Genomic DNA, 16,136 nt, shown 5'->3' on the forward strand with positions numbered 1-16,136 from the left:
ATGACCATCGCAGTTAAAAACATCCACAAGCGCTTCGGCGATTTCGTCGCCCTCGACAATATCTCGCTGGACTTTCCCGCCGGCGAACTGACGGCCCTGCTGGGTCCGTCCGGTTGCGGCAAGACCACCTTGCTGCGCATTATTGCTGGCCTGGAACATCCGGACAGCGGCCAGGTGCTGCTCGATGCGGAAGACGCGTCGAACCGCCACGTGCGCGAGCGGCAAGTCGGTTTCGTCTTCCAGCATTACGCGCTGTTCAAGCACATGACGGTATTCGAAAACGTGGCCTTTGGCCTGCGCGTGAAGTCGCGCAGCGAACGGCCGTCGGAAGACCAGATCCGCCGTAAAGTGAAAGATTTGCTGGAACTGGTGCAGCTGGACTGGCTGGCCGACCGTTATCCGCCGCAACTGTCGGGCGGACAACGCCAGCGCATCGCCCTGGCGCGCGCCCTGGCTGTCGAGCCGCGCGTGCTGCTGCTCGACGAACCGTTCGGCGCGCTTGACGCCAAGGTGCGCAAGGAATTGCGCCGCTGGCTGCGCCGCCTGCATGACGACTTGCACGTGACCAGTATTTTTGTCACGCATGACCAGGAAGAGGCGCTGGAAGTGGCCGACCAGGTCGTGCTGATGAACAAGGGTACCGTCGAGCAACTCGGTTCCCCAGAGCAAGTCTATAACCACCCGGCCTCGCCGTTCGTGTACGGTTTCCTCGGCAACGTCAACCTGTTCCACGGCCGCGTGCATGACGGCGTGATGGCGACGGGCGACGCCAGCTTCGAAGTGCCCGATTATGCGGGCGTGAGCGACAGCAAGGGCACGGCCTATGTGCGTCCGCACGACCTGGAAATCGACCGTTACACGCAGGGCGCCGAAGGCATCGTGGTCAAGCTGAGCCGCGCCCATGCGATCGGCCCGCTGGCCCAGCTGGACTTGCAGCGCGTCGATAACAGCGAGCTGATTGAAGCGGTGATGTCGAACGAGCGTTTTACTCATTTGCAGCTGAAGGAAGGCGAAACCTTGGTAGTCCGCCCGAAACGCCTCCACGTGTTCGTTGAACCAACAAGAACCTAAAGGCTGAAAATATATGAACTTTCAACAACTGCGTTCGATCCGCGAAGCGGCCCGCCGCGGCTATAACCTGACGGAAGTGGCCAATGCGCTGTTCACGTCGCAGCCGGGCGTGAGCCGGCAGATCCGCGAACTCGAGGACGAGCTGGGCGTGGTGATTTTCGAGCGCAACGGCAAGCGCTTGACGGGCTTGACGGAGCCGGGCAAGGGCATTTTGAAGATCGTCGACCGCCTCCTGATCGAGGCGGAAAACCTGCAGCAGGCCAGCCTCGAATACAGCGGCCAGACCAGCGGCACCCTGTCGGTGGCGGCCACGCACACGCAGGCGCGCTATGCGTTGCCGAAAGTGGTGCAGGGCTTTCGCGCCGCCTTCCCTGACGTGCGCATCGCATTGCAGCAAAGCGCGCCCGAGCATATCGCGGAATGGGTGCTGTCGGGCAAGACCGATATCGGCATCGCCACGGAGGGCTTGAGCCAGTTCCCCGACCTCGTGTCGTTCCCGTGCTACCGCTGGAGCCATCTGATCGTCGTGCCGGACGGCCACCCGCTGCTCGAGCACTCGCCGATCCGCCTGGAAGACCTGGCGAAATATCCGTTGATTACCTACGACAAGGGGTTCACGGGACGCGGCCATATCGACGATGCGTTCGCCAAGGCGGGCGTGACGACCGACATCATCCTCACGGCCATGGATTCCGACGTCATCAAGCAATACGTGGCGCTGGGCCTGGGCGTGGGCATCGTCGCCTCGATGGCCTTCGACCATGGCCGCGACAAAGGGTTGCGGGCGGTGGAAGCGTCGCATCTGTTCGCCACCAACACGACGCGCCTGGCCGTGCGCCGTGGTGCCTACCTGCGCGCCTACGCCTACGAGTTCATCCTGCAGCTGGCGCCGGACCTGACGCGCGAAGACATCGACCGCGCCATGGCGGGCGAGGAAGCCCTCTAGGCGATGGCCGCCTTTTGCGCGCGCGTCAGGCTGGCCACGGCGCGCGCGTAGCTATCCTGCACCAGTTCCGCCAGGTAATCGGCCGGGAAGCGCGCCACATCGACGATGGTGACCCAGTGAAAGCGGCCCATGTAGCGGGCCGGTTTGACGCCCGGCATGTCCGTCAGTTCAATGAAACGCCCGGCGCTGGCGCGCAGGCTGAAGCGCCACTGTTCCGGTGCGCTGGTCTTGAAATAGGCAAACTTCTTGCCGCTCACTTCATACACGAGGATGTTCGACGGCGCACCGTACAGCACGGCTTGCGCGCCGGGCAGGGCCGCGCAAAATTCCTTCAGTTCATCTGTTGTCATTCGTCCACCGCCATGAATTGTTGCGTGTTGCGGTCGAAGGCATAGGCCGCGCCGGCAGGGGCGTCCAGCAGCGCAATAAAACGGTCGTCCACGCTGAGCACGGCGCCCAGCGACACGAGGGCCACGTTGGCGCTGTCGTTGATGTAGTCGTCGCTCTCGTCGTTGGCCGTGAAGCGCCAGCCGCTGTCGTCGTCGTTGTCCGGCGCTTCGCGATACAGGTAGCCGACGGGCGCGCCGTCTTCCAGCACGCGTTTCGTGACGAAGCACAGGCCCGCGTAGCGGTTGACGAGGTTATCGTCATCGTCGTGCTGGGTATTGATGATGTGGCGCGCCGCGAAGGCGATGGGGTCTTTGGCGCGCAAATCGGCGATGTAGCCGGGCATGTTGTCGAGCTTGCCCGTAAAGTGCCCATGCGGCTCGACCGTGTCGACCAGTACCCACATGCGCTCGGCGCCCGGCGCCTGCGGATCGTCGCTGTGGAAAGCGAAGATCAGCTTGACCACCTCGCCGGGGCGCACCTGGGCGATGGCTTCGGGCGGCGATTTATAGAAGGTGTAGGGATGGCGCGCCGCCAGTTCGGCGGCGTCGGCCAGGTGCCAGCTGGGCATGGTTATCCGTCATCAAGAAGAGTAAACCCCATGGTAGCCGATTGCGTGTCAGGATGACCACGCATACCTGCAGGCTTGCCCTTGCCGCTTGGCATGTGCTGATCTACAACAATCCTGCTTCCCCGACCAGCGCCCGGTCATGGCAAGGAGGGCGGTACGCCCCTTCATAGCCGGACTCGGCAAGAAACTGATGAGACCGATTGAAAATACCAATGGTAAAATTTGTTTCTTTTATTGCATTTTGATTTCCTGAATGATATCTTTTGCTCAATCGCAAAAAAATATAACAAAAATATAATTAACATTGTGTTTTTTGAAATTTATCAATAGGGGAAATTATGAACACGACTAAACATGCTGTGCTGGGTCTCTGCCTTGCTGTCTCGGCTTGCCTGGCGCCATTGGCCCAGGCGGCGAACTGGGTGGAAATCACCGATCCCGCCATGAGCGGCTTCCTGGTGGGCGGCAAGACCGTCACCTACGGCAGCGTGGCAGCGGACTCGGTCTGGGTATTTGACGGCGCCAACCCGTCCGGCCCGCAAAGCGCGGCCGCCATCCAGAGCTTGGTCAGCAGCAAGTTTGGTCTGCCATCCAGCGGCACCGGTTCCCTGGTCTTTGCCGCCCAGGGCGACCTGGAAAGCGGTAAGTCCGGTTCGTTCACCGTCAAGTCCAGCTTTGACTACCTGGCCGTGCACTATGGCCGTGGCGAACTGCTGTTCCACTGGGACGCGCCGCTGGCCGCCAATACGCTTATCACCATCAGCAACCTGCCGCGCGGCCTGAGCAATTTCCGCGCCTACAGTTCCGTCTCGGCCGTGCCTGAGCCAGCGACCTACGGCATGTTGATGCTGGGCCTGGGCCTGGTCGGTTTTGCCGCGCGCCGCCGCCGCGCCTGAGCCTGCAGCGCCTGCGGGCGCAAGACATGAAAAAAAGCCCGCGCATCGGAAGATGCGCGGGCTTTTTGCATGGCGGAGCGGTATTTACCAGCTATAGCCAGCCTTGGCGTAGTAATAGCGGCCGTTGAAACCGTTCGGCGCGAAGATGCTGTAGGGCTGGGTACCGTTGACGTTCAGGTTGCCCGCGCTCGTCACTTGCGCCGGATAGCGGTTGGTGACGTTGTCGATGCCGGCCACCAGGCGCCAGTTCTTGCCCAGTTTCACGGAACCGGACACGTCCAGCACCCATTGCGGGTCATACGTCTGGTCGAGCTTCACGTCGTTCTGCGGCACGGTGAAGCTGCCGTAGCGGGTCACGACGCCGTGCGCATTCCAGATGCCGAATCCGTAGTCGGCGGCCAGGCTGAACTTGTCCTTCGGCGAGGCCACCGTGATGCGGTCGATGCTCTGGCGGTCGATCAGTTTCAGGTTGTTGGCCGTCAGGATGTCCGGATTGCCGGCGATTTTCTGTACCGTGCTCTTGTTGTGGTTGTACGCCACGGTGAGGTCGAGGCGGTCCTTGTCCTGCAGGTCGATGCGGTAGGTGCTGACGATGTCCACGCCTTCCGTGCGCGTATCGACGGCGTTGGTGAAGTAGCGCGCTGCGCCCACGGTCGAGCCTTGCGTCGCCAGCTCGCCCTTCAGCTTGTCGTTCAGCGCCAGATTGGCCGAGAACAGGATGCGGTTGTCGATGTCGATGCGGTAGGCATCGATGCTGGTGGTGAAGTTGCGGCTGGGCTGGAACTGCAGGCCCAGGCTGTAGTTGCGTGCCTTTTCCGGCTTCAGGTCTTGCGCACCGAGGGCGCGCGCCTGCGGCGTGTTGACGGCGAAGGTGCCCGTCTCGATGGCCGTATTGTTGCCGTTGATGACCTGGAAGTTGGTGGTGGTGATGGTGTAGTACTGCTGCGCCAAGGATGGCGCGCGGAAGCCGCTCGACACGGTGCCGCGCAGGGACAGCGCGTCCGTGAACGCATAACGGGCCGAACCCTTGGCCGAGGTGGTGCTGCCGAAATCGCTGTAGCGCTCATGGCGCAGGGCCACGCCGCCCGACAGTTTCTTCGTCGCTTCCGCTTCCAGGTTCACATAGACCGACTCGTTGTGGCGCGAGTGGCTGCCCGCGTTGACAGGACGGAAGCCGGCAAAGCCTTGCGAACCGCCGCCCGTGTACGATGCTTCATCGCCGGCGCCGATGCTGTACTTTTCATGGCGCGCTTCGGCGCCCACGGCCACCGTCAGCGGGCCCGTAAAGTAAGACACGGGAAATTCGCGCGCCGCATCGAGGTTGAACACCGTTTGTTCGTTTTTCAGCGAGCCCGCATAGAAATGCGTGGGGCTGTTGGCGCCCAACGACTGGTTGACCGTATTGTCCAGGTCCAGCTCGAACTTATTGCTGCCGTAATTGAGGCTGGCATCCCAGCGCCAGCCGGCCGCTTCGCCGCGCAAGCCCGTCACCAGGGACTGGTCCGTCAGGGTGCTGTTTTGCAATGGCAAAAAGCCTTCCGGGAAGAGTGGCGTGCGCTGGACGAACTGCTTCGAATTATTCGGGTCCGTGATCAGCGCCGTGCGCCAGGTGGCGGCGGCCGACGTGTCGCGCTTGCCGTAATTGCCGAAGGCATACCAGTCGAGGTTGTCGCTGATGTGGTATTCGCTGTTGAGGAAAATCGTTGCCGGCTTGCTTTCCGGGTCGCCATAGCGTTGGTTGACCTTGCCGTAGCGCGGTTCCAGCGGGTTGCGGAAATCGGCACCGGCGCGGTTGGTCGGGTCGCGTTCCGCCACTTCGGCCGAGACGCGCACCCAGCCGTCCTCGCCCAGGGCGAAGCCGGCCGAACCCTTGATGGATTTTTGCTTGCCGTCGCGTTCCTGCGTCTGGCCATAGCCCACTTCGATATCGCCGCCGGCCGCGCCTTTTTTCAGGATGATGTTGATCACGCCGGCAATCGCGTCGGAACCGTACTGGGCCGCTGCGCCATCGCGCAGCACTTCCACGTGGTCAATGGCGGCCAGGGGAATGGCGTTCAGGTCGACCGGCGCCGAGCCGCGGCCCAGCGAACCATTGACGTTGACCACGGCCGAGGTATAGCGGCGCTTGCCGTTCACCAGTACCAGGGTCTGGTCGGGCGACAGGCCGCGCAACTGCGCCGGACGCACGGCGTCGCTGGCGTCGGCGCCCGTGGCGCGGGCAAAGTTCAGCGATGGCAGCAGGCGCGCCAGCACGGTGGCCAGTTCGCCCGAACCCGTGCTTTGCAGGTCACGCGAAGTGAGGATATCGATCGGCGATTCGGAATCGATGGTGCGGCGGTTCTTGGCGAAGGTGCCGGTGACGACCACCGATTGCAATTCGCCTTCGGCCGGCAGCTCTTGCTGCGCTTGCGCCTGCATCGGCAGGCTGAAGCAGGCGACCAGGCTGGCGGCGATCACGGTTTTTACGGGGAGGGCGGGACGCTGGGAGCGGGCGGTGCTTGAACTCATCGACGATATCTCTTCGGTTGTGGTTGCGCGGACCATGGCGGTCCGGTGATGCAATCAGATTAACAGTGGGCACGCGGCGTGCTTACGAATCGTTCTGTCTATCGATATGCAATAAATATCTGAAAGACGTCAACATGGTGCGCGTAGCGCATATGGCCTCGTTTCCAGCATACGACCGGGCACGGCAAGGCCGCAATGCTGCACAGCAGTAAATTGCTCAGTGTTGTATAAATGCGACTATGCATTCCCCGGATCGGGCTGGATGGCGGCCGGGGCGGTACTGGCAGTCTCAATGCGGCTGACCCGGAATGGACTCCCGGTGGCGGATCGCTTCGACTACGATCCGCAGCGCCCGCGATTCATGGCGGCGGCTGGGATAGTAAGCATGGAGGCCAGGAAACTTTCCACACCAGTCATTCATGACGCTGATTAAGCGGCCTTCGCGTACATGCTCGGCCACCATATCTGCCGTCACGAAGGCCAGGCCATTGCCGCTCAAGGCGGCTTGCACCATGGGAACGGCGCTGGTAAACACGGTCTGGCCACGCACCCGCGCTTCCACATTGCGCCCCTCATGCTGGAGCTCCCACGCGTAAATGCCGCCACTGCTGGCGAGGCGCAGCGTGATGCAATTATGTTTCAGCAGCTCTTGCAGGCTGGCCGGTTGCGCATGCCAGGAGAAGTAGTCTGGCGAACCGACGATCATGGTCGGAATGTCGGGCGTGAGCCGCACGGCGATCATGTCCTCCTCGACCTGGTCGCCGTAGCGCACGCCGATGTCATAGCGGTCCGCCGCGATATCGACCAGCTTGTAATCGGATTGAATCTCGATATGCAGATCGGGATACTGGGGCAGCACTGGCGCAAGCCTTGGCCACAGCAGCGTATCGATAATATGGTCGATGGCGGTGATGCGCACGGTACCCGCCGGCTTGCCATTCAAATCGCTGACAGCAGCGATTTCGGCATTGACCTCTTCCAGCCGCGGCGCGACGTTGGTCAGCAGGCGCTCGCCTGCTTCTGTCGGTGAAACACTGCGCGTCGTCCGATTGAGCAGCCGCACGCCCAGCCGCGCTTCCAGGTCACGAATGATGTGGCTGAGCGTGGATTGGGACATGCCGAGCTTGACGGCGGCACGCGTGAAACTGCGTTGGCGAGCCACCTCAAAAAATATCAGAATATCAATAATATTGTCTCTGGCCATGTGCATCATTCCTGAACCGGCGGTGAAGGGTATCCCGTGGTAGTGCCCTGCAAGCGATGATACCAAGGGGGAGTGTGCGAATTTTCATATAAATATACAGAACATTCATGGCTATGGCACATATACCTGTTCGGGTTTCCGGCGCGCCGATGCGGCAAGCGCCCCGTACGATGTCGCCAAGGTATTCAACCCATCCCACACCGTACGAACTGGAGAACAGAGATGACCATCAATGATGTAGCGCGCCGCGATTTCCTCAAGACTGCTGGCACCGGCATGGCCGTGCTGGGCAGCCTGTCCCTTGCAGGTGGTTCCGCGTTCGCTGCCGAAAGCAAGCCCGTGCCTGATATGTCGAACCAGGCTGACAATTTTTACCGGAGCGAAACCGTCGTCGCGCAAAAGGTCGCGTTTGACAACCAGTACAAAATGAAGGTGGTCGGGAATCTCTTCACGCCCAAGAACTTCAACCGGAATTCCAGGCATGCGGCGATCATCATCGGCCATCCGATGGGCGCGGTGAAAGAGCAAAGCTCGAACCTGTATGCACAAAAGCTGGCCGAACAGGGCTTCGTCACGCTCGCCATCGACCAGTCGTTCTGGGGTGAAAGCGCAGGCCAGCCACGCAATGCCGTGGCGCCGGACATCTACGCGGAAGCCTTCAGCGCGGCGGTAGACTATCTGGGCACCCAGCCGTTCGTCGACAGGGAACGCATCGGCATTCTCGGCATTTGCGGCAGCGGCAGTTTCGTCATCAGCGCCGCCAAGATCGATCCGCGCATGAAGGCCGTTGCCACTGTCAGCATGTACGACATGGGCGCGGCCAACCGCAATGCGCTGCATCACTCGCAGACGCTCGAGCAACGCAAGCAGATCATTGCCGAGGCGGCGCAACAGCGCTACGTGGAATTTACCGGTGGCGCAATCGCGTACACGGGCGGCACCGTGCACAAGCGCGATGGCAATACGCATCCGATCCAGCGCGAGTTCTATGACTTCTATCGCACCCCGCGCGGAGAGTTCACGCCGGCAGGATCGTCGCGCGAGCTGACGACGCACCCGACGATGACCAGCAACGTCAAGTTCATGAACTTTTATCCGTTCAACGACATCGAGACGATTTCCCCGCGTCCCATGCTGTTCATCACGGGCGACCAGGCGCACTCCAAAGAATTCAGCGAAGAGGCCTACCGGCTTTCGGCCCAGCCCAAGGAACTGGTGATCGTGCCAGGCGCCGGACACGTCGACCTGTATGACCGCGTGAAACTCATCCCGTGGGACAAGCTGCAGGCCTTCTTCCACCAGCATCTGGCATAGGCGCATACCATGACAGTACCGATAAGCAGCGCGCCTCAAGATGGCGTCCGCGGGCACGGCAATACCGGGGCGCAGGCGACCATGTGGGGTGGTGTCTTTGCGATGACGCTCTGCGTTTTCGCGCTGATCGCCTCGGAGTTCATGCCGGTCAGCCTGTTGACGCCGATGGCCAGGGATCTGCTGGTCAGCGAAGGCCTGACAGGGCAGGGGATCGCCATCTCCGGCGCGTTTGCGGTACTCACCAGCCTGTCGATTTCAGCAATGACTGGCAGCATGAACCGCAAGACCCTGTTGCTGGGGCTGACAGCACTGATGGCCGTCTCCGGGGCTGTTGTCGCGATGGCGCCGAATTACTTCCTGTACATGGTCGGCCGCGCACTGATCGGCGTGGTGGTGGGAGGTTTCTGGTCATTGTCGGCCGCCACCGCGATACGCCTGGTGCCATCGGATCAGGTGCCGCGTGCCCTGGCCATCTTCAATGGCGGCAATGCGCTGGCGACCGTTGTTGCCGCGCCACTGGGCAGTTACCTCGGTTCCGTCATCGGATGGCGTGGCGCATTCTTCTGCCTGGTGCCCGTGGCCTTGATTGCCTTTCTCTGGCAGTGGATCAGCCTGCCTTCCATGCCGACTCAGGCCGGGTCGGCCGGTTCGCGCAACGTCTTCAAACTGCTGCAAGACCCGAAGGTTGCCCTGGGCATGCTGGCTGTCAGCACGTTTTTCATGGGACAGTTCGCCCTGTTCACCTATTTGCGCCCCTACCTTGAAAGCGTTACGCGGGTAGACATCTCCACGCTGTCGCTGATTCTGCTGGCAATCGGCGCAGGCGGCTTCATCGGCACCACCATCATCAGCAAGTTCTTGAAGTGGCATTTTTTCCGGACGCTGGTTGGCATTCCCATCGTGATGGCCCTGATCGCCGTGGCGCTGACCGTCTTTGGCAGCAAGGTCGCTGCCGTGACGGTACTGCTGGGCATATGGGGCCTGGTCGCGACCGCCGCGCCGGTAGTCTGGTGGTCATGGCTGGCAATAACGCTGCCCAGGGATGCAGAGGCGGGTGGCGGCCTGATGGTCGCTGTCGTGCAACTCGCCATCGCCCTCGGTTCCACGGTCGGCGGCTTGCTGTTCGATAAAAGTGGCTACCAGAGCACATTCATCGCCAGCGCGGCCGCACTGCTGCTGGCGGCCTTCCTGACCTCGCGCCTGCAAGCGTTGCGGGCAGCTTGAATCCTTTACGAGGAAGGAGCAGACTATGATCACGTGCAAGCCAGCAGTTCCCAATGGCGCCCGGCATGGACTGGGCCTGTTGCTGGGCCTGCTCTCCCTCGGCGCTAGCGAAGCCCGGCAGCAGCCCGCTTCCGTGCCATACGCTCCGGTCCCGGTCCCGGTCGCCGCTGGCGCCTCCCTCAAGCCCGAGCGGTTGCGCATATCGATGCGCGTGGGCGAACGCCGCTTCGCCGTCACCTTGTCCGACAACGCGACGGGGCACGCCTTTGCCGCAATGCTGCCGCTGACGCTGGATATGGCCGAACTCAACGGAAACGAAAAGTATGCGGATCTGGCGAAGGCGCTGCCTGTCAATGCATCGCGGCCAGGCACCATACGCAATGGCGACCTCATGCTGTACGGTACGAAGACCGTCGTGGTTTTCTACAAGACATTTACGTCACCGTATGCCTACTCGGCCATTGGCCGCGTAGCCGATCCTGAAGGTCTGGCCCAGGCACTGGGCCGGCATGGGACCCAGGTCGAGTTTATCCAATACCAGTCAATACCCGGTGGTGGCGCTTGCCACCTGGATAGCACAGATGTACAAGCCTGAGATCGAAGCGAATATGGCTTCGCTATACAAGAAACCCGGATACGGCCCTTCCTGAGCAGGGCGCAGAATAGCCCGATTCGAATCGCCGCAGACAGCCGACCCAAACTCACCCTCGAAAGGAAACACCATGATACTCAAGCGCGCCGGCACACAGCCATCCCAAAAAGGACCAGCCGAATATTTTACTGGCGTGGTTCGCATCGATCCACTGAACTTCCCACCCGCACCGGCGCGCGCATCGTGCGCGAGCGTCACGTTTGAACCGGGTGCGCGTTCGGCCTGGCACACCCATCCACTCGGCCAAACCCTGCTCGTCACGGCCGGCTGCGGCTGGACGCAATGCGAAGGCGAAGCCATCGTTGAAATCCGGGCCGGCGATGTGATCTGGTGCCCGCCCGGTCACAAGCACTGGCACGGTGCGACCCCGACCACCGCGATGACCCACATCGCCATCCAGGAAGCGCTCGATGGCGTCAACGTGATCTGGATGGAAAAAGTGACCGACGAAGAATATGCGGCGGGACTGCCATCAGACCGGCTGGCAGCCCCGCAAAACGCCTGTCCGGCATCTTGATCTTGCAGATCATGCCGCCTGTTTGCCGCGCAGCGCGCGCGCGCAATCCTTGATCAGGGCGGGACCGGCGTAGATCAGGCCGCTGTACAGCTGCACCAGCTGCGCGCCCGATTCGAACTTGGCCAAAGCATCCTTGCCCTGCATGATGCCGCCCACGCCGATGATGGGCAGGGCGTCGCCCAGTTCCGCCTTCAGCAAACGGATCACATTGTTCGACAGCTCGAACACGGGCGCACCCGACAGGCCGCCCGCTTCGGCGCTGTGCTGCATGCCTTCGACGGCACTGCGCGACAGGGTCGTGTTGGTGGCGATGACGCCGTCGATGCGGTGGCGCGTGAGCGACTCGGCGATGCTTTTCACCTGTTCGCCATCCATGTCCGGCGCGATCTTCAGGGCCAGCGGCACGTAGCGCTTGTGCTTGTCCGCCAGGCGCGCCTGCGCGTCCTTCAGTTGCGACAGCAGGGCGTCGAGTTCCGACGCGCCCTGCAGCTGGCGCAGGTTTTTCGTGTTCGGCGACGAGATGTTCACCGTCACATAGCTGGCGTAGGGGTAGACTTTTTCCAGGCACAGCAGATAGTCGTCGGCCGCGCGCTCGATGGGCGTGTCGGCGTTCTTGCCGATGTTCAGGCCCAGCACGCCGGCGCGGTTCTGGTAAAACTTCGACGCCTGCACATTGGCCACGAAGGCGTCCACGCCGCCATTATTGAAACCCATGCGGTTGATGATGCCCTGCGCCTGCGGAAGGCGGAACATGCGCGGTTTCGGATTGCCCGCCTGCGCGCGCGGCGTGACGGTGCCCACTTCGATCGAGCCGAAACCCAGGTCGGCCAGCGCGTCGATGTAGGCGCCATCCTTGTCCAGGCCGGCGGCCAGGCCGACCGGGTTCGGGAAGGTGATGCCCATCACCGTGCGCGGATCAGCGGCCGGTTTGCCGGCCAGCTTCGTCAGGCCCAGTGCGCTGGCGCGTTTCAGGGCGGGCAGGGTGAAATGGTGGGCCGCTTCGGCATCCATCGAAAACAGCAGCGGGCGGGCGAGGGAGTACAGGAATTTTTCAGACATGGGGCGCTTTGAGTAGGTGTGCGGGCCGCCGGGAAGGGCTGGCGGCGCGCGAAATAAGTGCCGTATTTTACCGTGTTCCGCGCGGCGGCCGGGTGTATAGTTCTCTTTGGTCTAATGCAACATTGATCCCTTGATAATCTGCATCGGGCCCTGGACTTTCCTGTTTCTTCCCTGTTCCCTTTACTTCATAAGCGAGACATCGATTGAAAAAGACACGCATCCTGACCGCCATCGCGGCCGCCAGCGCACTGCTGCTGAGCCACCCGGCCCTGGCCCTGCCCAATACGCAAGACACCCGCATGCTGAGCGAACCGGCCGTCTCCAGCCGCCACATCGCCTTCATCTACGCGGGCGACCTGTGGCTGTCCAACTTGGACGGCGGCGGCGCGCGGCGCTTGACGTCGGACCTGGGCGACAAATCGAATCCCGTCTTTTCGCCCGACGGCAGCCTGATCGCGTACAGCGCGAACATCGACGGCAATGTCGACGTGTATGTGATCGCGGCGGCGGGCGGCGTGCCGCGGCGCCTGACTTTCCACCCCGGTGTTGATCTGGCGCAATCGTTCACGCCCGATGGCCAGGCCGTGATGTTCACCTCGCCCCGCGCCGCCTTCAACAACCGCTTCCAGAAGCTGTTTACGGTGCCCGTGGCGGGCGGCGTGGAAACGCAGCTGGAAATTCCGAATGCCTCGCGCGCCACGTATTCGCCCGATGGCAAGCGCATCGCCTACAACCCGCTGGCGCCGGCCTTCAAACAGTGGAAGCGTTACCGGGGCGGCACCAACTCCTGGCTGTGGCTGTTTTCGTCCAGCGACAAATCCATCGAAAAAATCCCGCAGCCGACCACGCGCTCGAACGACGTCGACCCGATATGGATAGGCGACAGCGTGTACTTCCGCTCCGACCGCAACGGCGAATTCAACCTGTTTGCGTATGACGTCAAGACGAAGGCCGTGCGTCAGTTGACGCAGCACAAGGATTTCCCCGTGCTGAACGCCTCGGCCGTGAACGGCACCATCGTCTACGAGCAGGCCGGCTATCTGCACTCTTTCGATATCGCCAGCGGCCAGGCGCGCAAGCTGACCATCGGCGTGGCCAGCGACCTGGGGCAGGCGCGCCCCCGCTGGGTCAAGAACGCGAAATACATCCGCGATGCGTCGATTTCGCCGTCGGGCGCGCGCATCGCCTTTGAGTACCGCGGCGAGATCGTCACCATCCCCGCCGACAAGGGCGACGTGCGCAACCTGACGCAGACGGCCGGCGCCCACGAGCGCACGCCGATCTGGTCGCCCGATGGCCGCTCGGTCGCGTATTTCTCGGACGAGTCGGGCGAATACGAGCTGCACGTGCGCGCGCAGGACGGCAAGGGCGCCGTGCGCAAGTTCAAGCTCAATGGCAGCGGCTTCTATGACAACGCCGTCTGGTCGCCCGACAGCAAAAAGATCGCGTTTGCCGACAATGGCTGGAGCATGTACGTGATCGACGTCGGCAACGGCAAGGTGCAAAAAATCGCCACGGAGCCGATGTATGGCGTCGACAAGAGCATGCGCGCCGCGTGGGCGCCCGATTCGCGCTGGCTGGCTTATACGCTCAATTCGCCCACCTACACGCGCAGCGCCTACATCTATTCCGTCGAGCAGAACAAGTCCATGCCCGTGACCGATGGCCTGTCCGACGTGGCCCAGCCCGTGTTCGACAAGAGCGGCAAATACCTGTACTTCTTCGCCTCGACGAATGCGGGGCCCAGCAACAACTGGTTCTCGCAGCAGAACGAAGACAACCTGGTGACGCGCACCGTGTGGATGGCCGTGCTGCGGCGCGACTTGCCGTCGCCGCTGATCAAGGAAAGCGACGAGGAAAAGGCGGCCAGCGCGGAGAGTAAAAAAGACACGGCGAAGGCGGAAGCGGAGCCGAAGAGCGAGCCGAAGATCGATCCGAAGACGGGCCGCGACGACCCGAAAGTGGCGGTGGCCCCCGTGGCACCGATCCACATTGATTTCGACGGCATCGCCACGCGTATCGTCGACCTGCCGCTGCCGGCCGCGCAGTTTTCCAGCCTGGCGGCCGGCGCCGCGGGGCAGATCTTTTTGCTGCGCGAAAGCGACGGCAAGAAGGCCGTGCAGCGCTTCGACCTGAAGGAGCGCAAGGCCGAAACCGTGGTGGCCGAAGCCGATGATTTCGACGTGTCGGCCGACGGCAAGAAGCTGCTGTACCGCCACAAGGACAACTGGGCCATGGGCTCGGCCACGGGCAAGCTGCTGGTGCCGGGCGAAGGCAAGATCAAGGTTGACGCCATCGAAGTGAAAGCCGATCCGCGTGCCGAGTGGACGCAGATTTTCAATGAAGTGTGGCGCATCAACCGCGATTACTTCTATGACCCGGGCATGCATGGCGTGGACTGGAAGGCCATGCGCGACAAGTACGCCGTGTTCCTGCCCGAGCTGTCGAGCCGCGCGGACCTGAACCGCCTGATCCAGTGGATGTGCAGCGAACTGGCCGTGGGCCACCACCGCGGCGGCGGCGGCGACGACTTTATCGAGGCGAAAAAGGTGCCGGGAGGCCTGCTGGGCGCCGACTATGAAGTGAGCGACGGCCTTTACCGCTTCAAGAAGGTGTATGGCGGCTTGAACTGGAATCCGGCCCTGCGCGCGCCGCTGACGGAGCCGGGCCTGAACGTCAAGGCGGGCGAATACCTGCTGGCCGTCGACAGCCGCCCGCTGGCGCCGCCGACGAATATCTACAGCGCCTTCGAGAACACGGCCGGCAAGGCCATCGACCTGACCGTGGGACCCTCGGCCGACGGCAAGGGCGCACGCACGATCACCGTGGTGCCGGTGCCTGCCGAGGATGCCTTGCGCAACCGCGACTGGATCGAGGGCAATATGCGCAAGGTCAATGCGGCCACCAACGGCAAGGTGGCGTACGTGTACGTGCCCAATACGGCGGGGCTGGGCCACACCTACTTCAAGCGCTATTTCTTCCCGCAGGCGGACAAGCAGGCCATCATCGTCGACGAGCGCTTTAACGGTGGCGGCAGCGTGGCCGATTACTACATCGAGATCCTGCAGAAGAAGGAAATCGCCTGGTGGACCATGCGCTATGGCGCCGACATGAAGACGCCGTCCGCCTCGATCCAGGGACCGCGCGCCATGCTGATCGACGAGACGGCCGGCTCGGGCGGCGATCTGCTGCCGTGGATGTTCCGCAAGAACAACATGGGCCCGCTGATCGGCAAGGCGACGTGGGGCGGCCTGGTGGGCATCCTCGGCTTCCCCGTGCTGATGGATGGCGGCACGATCACGGCGCCGAACCTGGCGTTCTGGACGCGCGAAAATGGCTGGGGCGTGGAAAACGAAGGCGTGCCGCCCGATATCGAAGTCGAGCAAACGCCGGCCGACGTCATCGCCGGCCGCGATCCGCAGCTGGAAAAGGCGATCGAGGTGATCCAGGCCGAACTGGCGAAAAAGCCGCCCGTGCGGCCTGCGCGTCCGGCGTTTCCGGACAAGAGCAAGTAAGCTGAAGTGCAGGGGGCAGACCCTCGCGATTGTTCGCCGGTAGGTCGGATTAGCGCAGCGTAATCCGACACCATTGTTGGCTTTGCAGCGTCGGATTACGCGCTTGCGCGCTAATCCGACCTACCTTACATGATCACCCACTGTCCCTTGACGCGCGCTTCCAGCGCTGGCGAAGAACCCGCCCGTGCGGCCTGCACGTCCGGCGTTTCCGGACAAGAGCAAGTAAGCTGAAGTGCAGGGGGCACACTCTCGCGATTGTTCGCCGGTAGGTC

13 protein-coding genes are annotated in these 16,136 nt (G+C 62.4%); 8 read left to right on the top strand and 5 right to left on the bottom strand.

All coding sequences use genetic code 11. The features are described 5' to 3' along the window. Together JAB8_RS09035 and JAB8_RS09040 are read left to right on the top strand one after the other, a co-directional pair. Positions 1–1,071 carry a sulfate ABC transporter ATP-binding protein gene (locus JAB8_RS09035; RefSeq protein WP_034747519.1) on the top strand — a complete coding sequence of 357 codons (1,071 nt, stop codon included), beginning with the start codon at positions 1–3 and terminating at the stop codon, positions 1,069–1,071. 13 nt (positions 1,072–1,084) lie between these two features. After that, complete coding sequence (locus tag JAB8_RS09040; RefSeq protein WP_070224514.1) at positions 1,085–2,017, top strand: CysB family HTH-type transcriptional regulator; 933 nt, start codon at positions 1,085–1,087, stop codon at positions 2,015–2,017. Here the strand turns inward: JAB8_RS09040 and JAB8_RS09045 are convergent. Continuing rightward, positions 2,014–2,367, bottom strand: coding sequence for an MmcQ/YjbR family DNA-binding protein (locus tag JAB8_RS09045; RefSeq protein WP_070289248.1), 354 nt, complete (start codon positions 2,365–2,367; stop codon positions 2,014–2,016). The two genes, JAB8_RS09040 and JAB8_RS09045, sit on opposite strands and share 4 nt — an antisense overlap. Continuing rightward, complete coding sequence (locus JAB8_RS29870; protein ID WP_070224516.1) at positions 2,364–2,975, bottom strand: DUF2185 domain-containing protein; 612 nt, start codon at positions 2,973–2,975, stop codon at positions 2,364–2,366. Before JAB8_RS29870 ends, JAB8_RS09045 begins: the two co-directional genes overlap by 4 nt. 338 nt (positions 2,976–3,313) lie before the next feature. On the opposite strand from JAB8_RS29870, the gene JAB8_RS29875 reads away from it, so the two are divergent. Continuing rightward, on the top strand, positions 3,314–3,871 hold the full coding sequence (locus JAB8_RS29875; protein WP_227742023.1) for a PEP-CTERM sorting domain-containing protein: 558 nt from the start codon (positions 3,314–3,316) through the stop codon (positions 3,869–3,871). Positions 3,872–3,955: 84 nt separating this feature from the next. On the opposite strand, the gene JAB8_RS09060 is transcribed toward JAB8_RS29875, so the two are convergent. Both JAB8_RS09060 and JAB8_RS09065 read right to left on the bottom strand, forming a co-directional pair. Next, complete coding sequence (locus tag JAB8_RS09060) at positions 3,956–6,379, bottom strand: TonB-dependent receptor (protein WP_070289249.1); 2,424 nt, start codon at positions 6,377–6,379, stop codon at positions 3,956–3,958. Between the two features lie 289 nt (positions 6,380–6,668). Then, positions 6,669–7,583 (bottom strand): LysR family transcriptional regulator, encoded by a 915-nt coding sequence (locus tag JAB8_RS09065; protein ID WP_070289250.1) that lies wholly within the window; start codon positions 7,581–7,583, stop codon positions 6,669–6,671. A 222-nt stretch (positions 7,584–7,805) separates the two neighbouring features. Between JAB8_RS09065 and JAB8_RS09070 the strand changes: the two genes are divergently transcribed. From JAB8_RS09070 to JAB8_RS09085, 4 genes are all read left to right on the top strand, one after another. Further along, complete coding sequence (locus tag JAB8_RS09070) at positions 7,806–8,897, top strand: alpha/beta hydrolase (RefSeq protein WP_070289251.1); 1,092 nt, start codon at positions 7,806–7,808, stop codon at positions 8,895–8,897. A gap of 81 nt (positions 8,898–8,978) precedes the next feature. Next, positions 8,979–10,121: an MFS transporter gene (locus JAB8_RS09075; protein ID WP_070289252.1), complete on the top strand. Its 1,143-nt coding sequence runs from the start codon at positions 8,979–8,981 to the stop codon at positions 10,119–10,121. Positions 10,122–10,146: 25 nt separating this feature from the next. After that, a complete protein-coding gene (locus tag JAB8_RS09080) occupies positions 10,147–10,716 on the top strand; it encodes a cyclophilin-like fold protein (protein WP_083287629.1) in 570 nt (189 codons plus the stop codon). Between the two features lie 127 nt (positions 10,717–10,843). Then, the gene (locus tag JAB8_RS09085) at positions 10,844–11,290 is read left to right on the top strand and encodes a cupin domain-containing protein (protein WP_070289253.1); all 447 of its coding nucleotides are present in this window, start codon (positions 10,844–10,846) and stop codon (positions 11,288–11,290) included. 9 nt (positions 11,291–11,299) lie between these two features. On the opposite strand, the gene JAB8_RS09090 is transcribed toward JAB8_RS09085, so the two are convergent. After that, the gene (locus JAB8_RS09090; RefSeq protein WP_070289254.1) at positions 11,300–12,349 is read right to left on the bottom strand and encodes a quinone-dependent dihydroorotate dehydrogenase; all 1,050 of its coding nucleotides are present in this window, start codon (positions 12,347–12,349) and stop codon (positions 11,300–11,302) included. A 203-nt stretch (positions 12,350–12,552) separates the two neighbouring features. On the opposite strand from JAB8_RS09090, the gene JAB8_RS09095 reads away from it, so the two are divergent. After that, a complete protein-coding gene (locus JAB8_RS09095) occupies positions 12,553–15,864 on the top strand; it encodes a S41 family peptidase (RefSeq protein WP_070289255.1) in 3,312 nt (1,103 codons plus the stop codon). Positions 15,865–16,136: the final 272 nt, after the last annotated feature.

It is taken from the genome of Janthinobacterium sp. HH106, assembly GCF_001758725.1.
Lineage (GTDB): Bacteria > Pseudomonadota > Gammaproteobacteria > Burkholderiales > Burkholderiaceae_D > Janthinobacterium.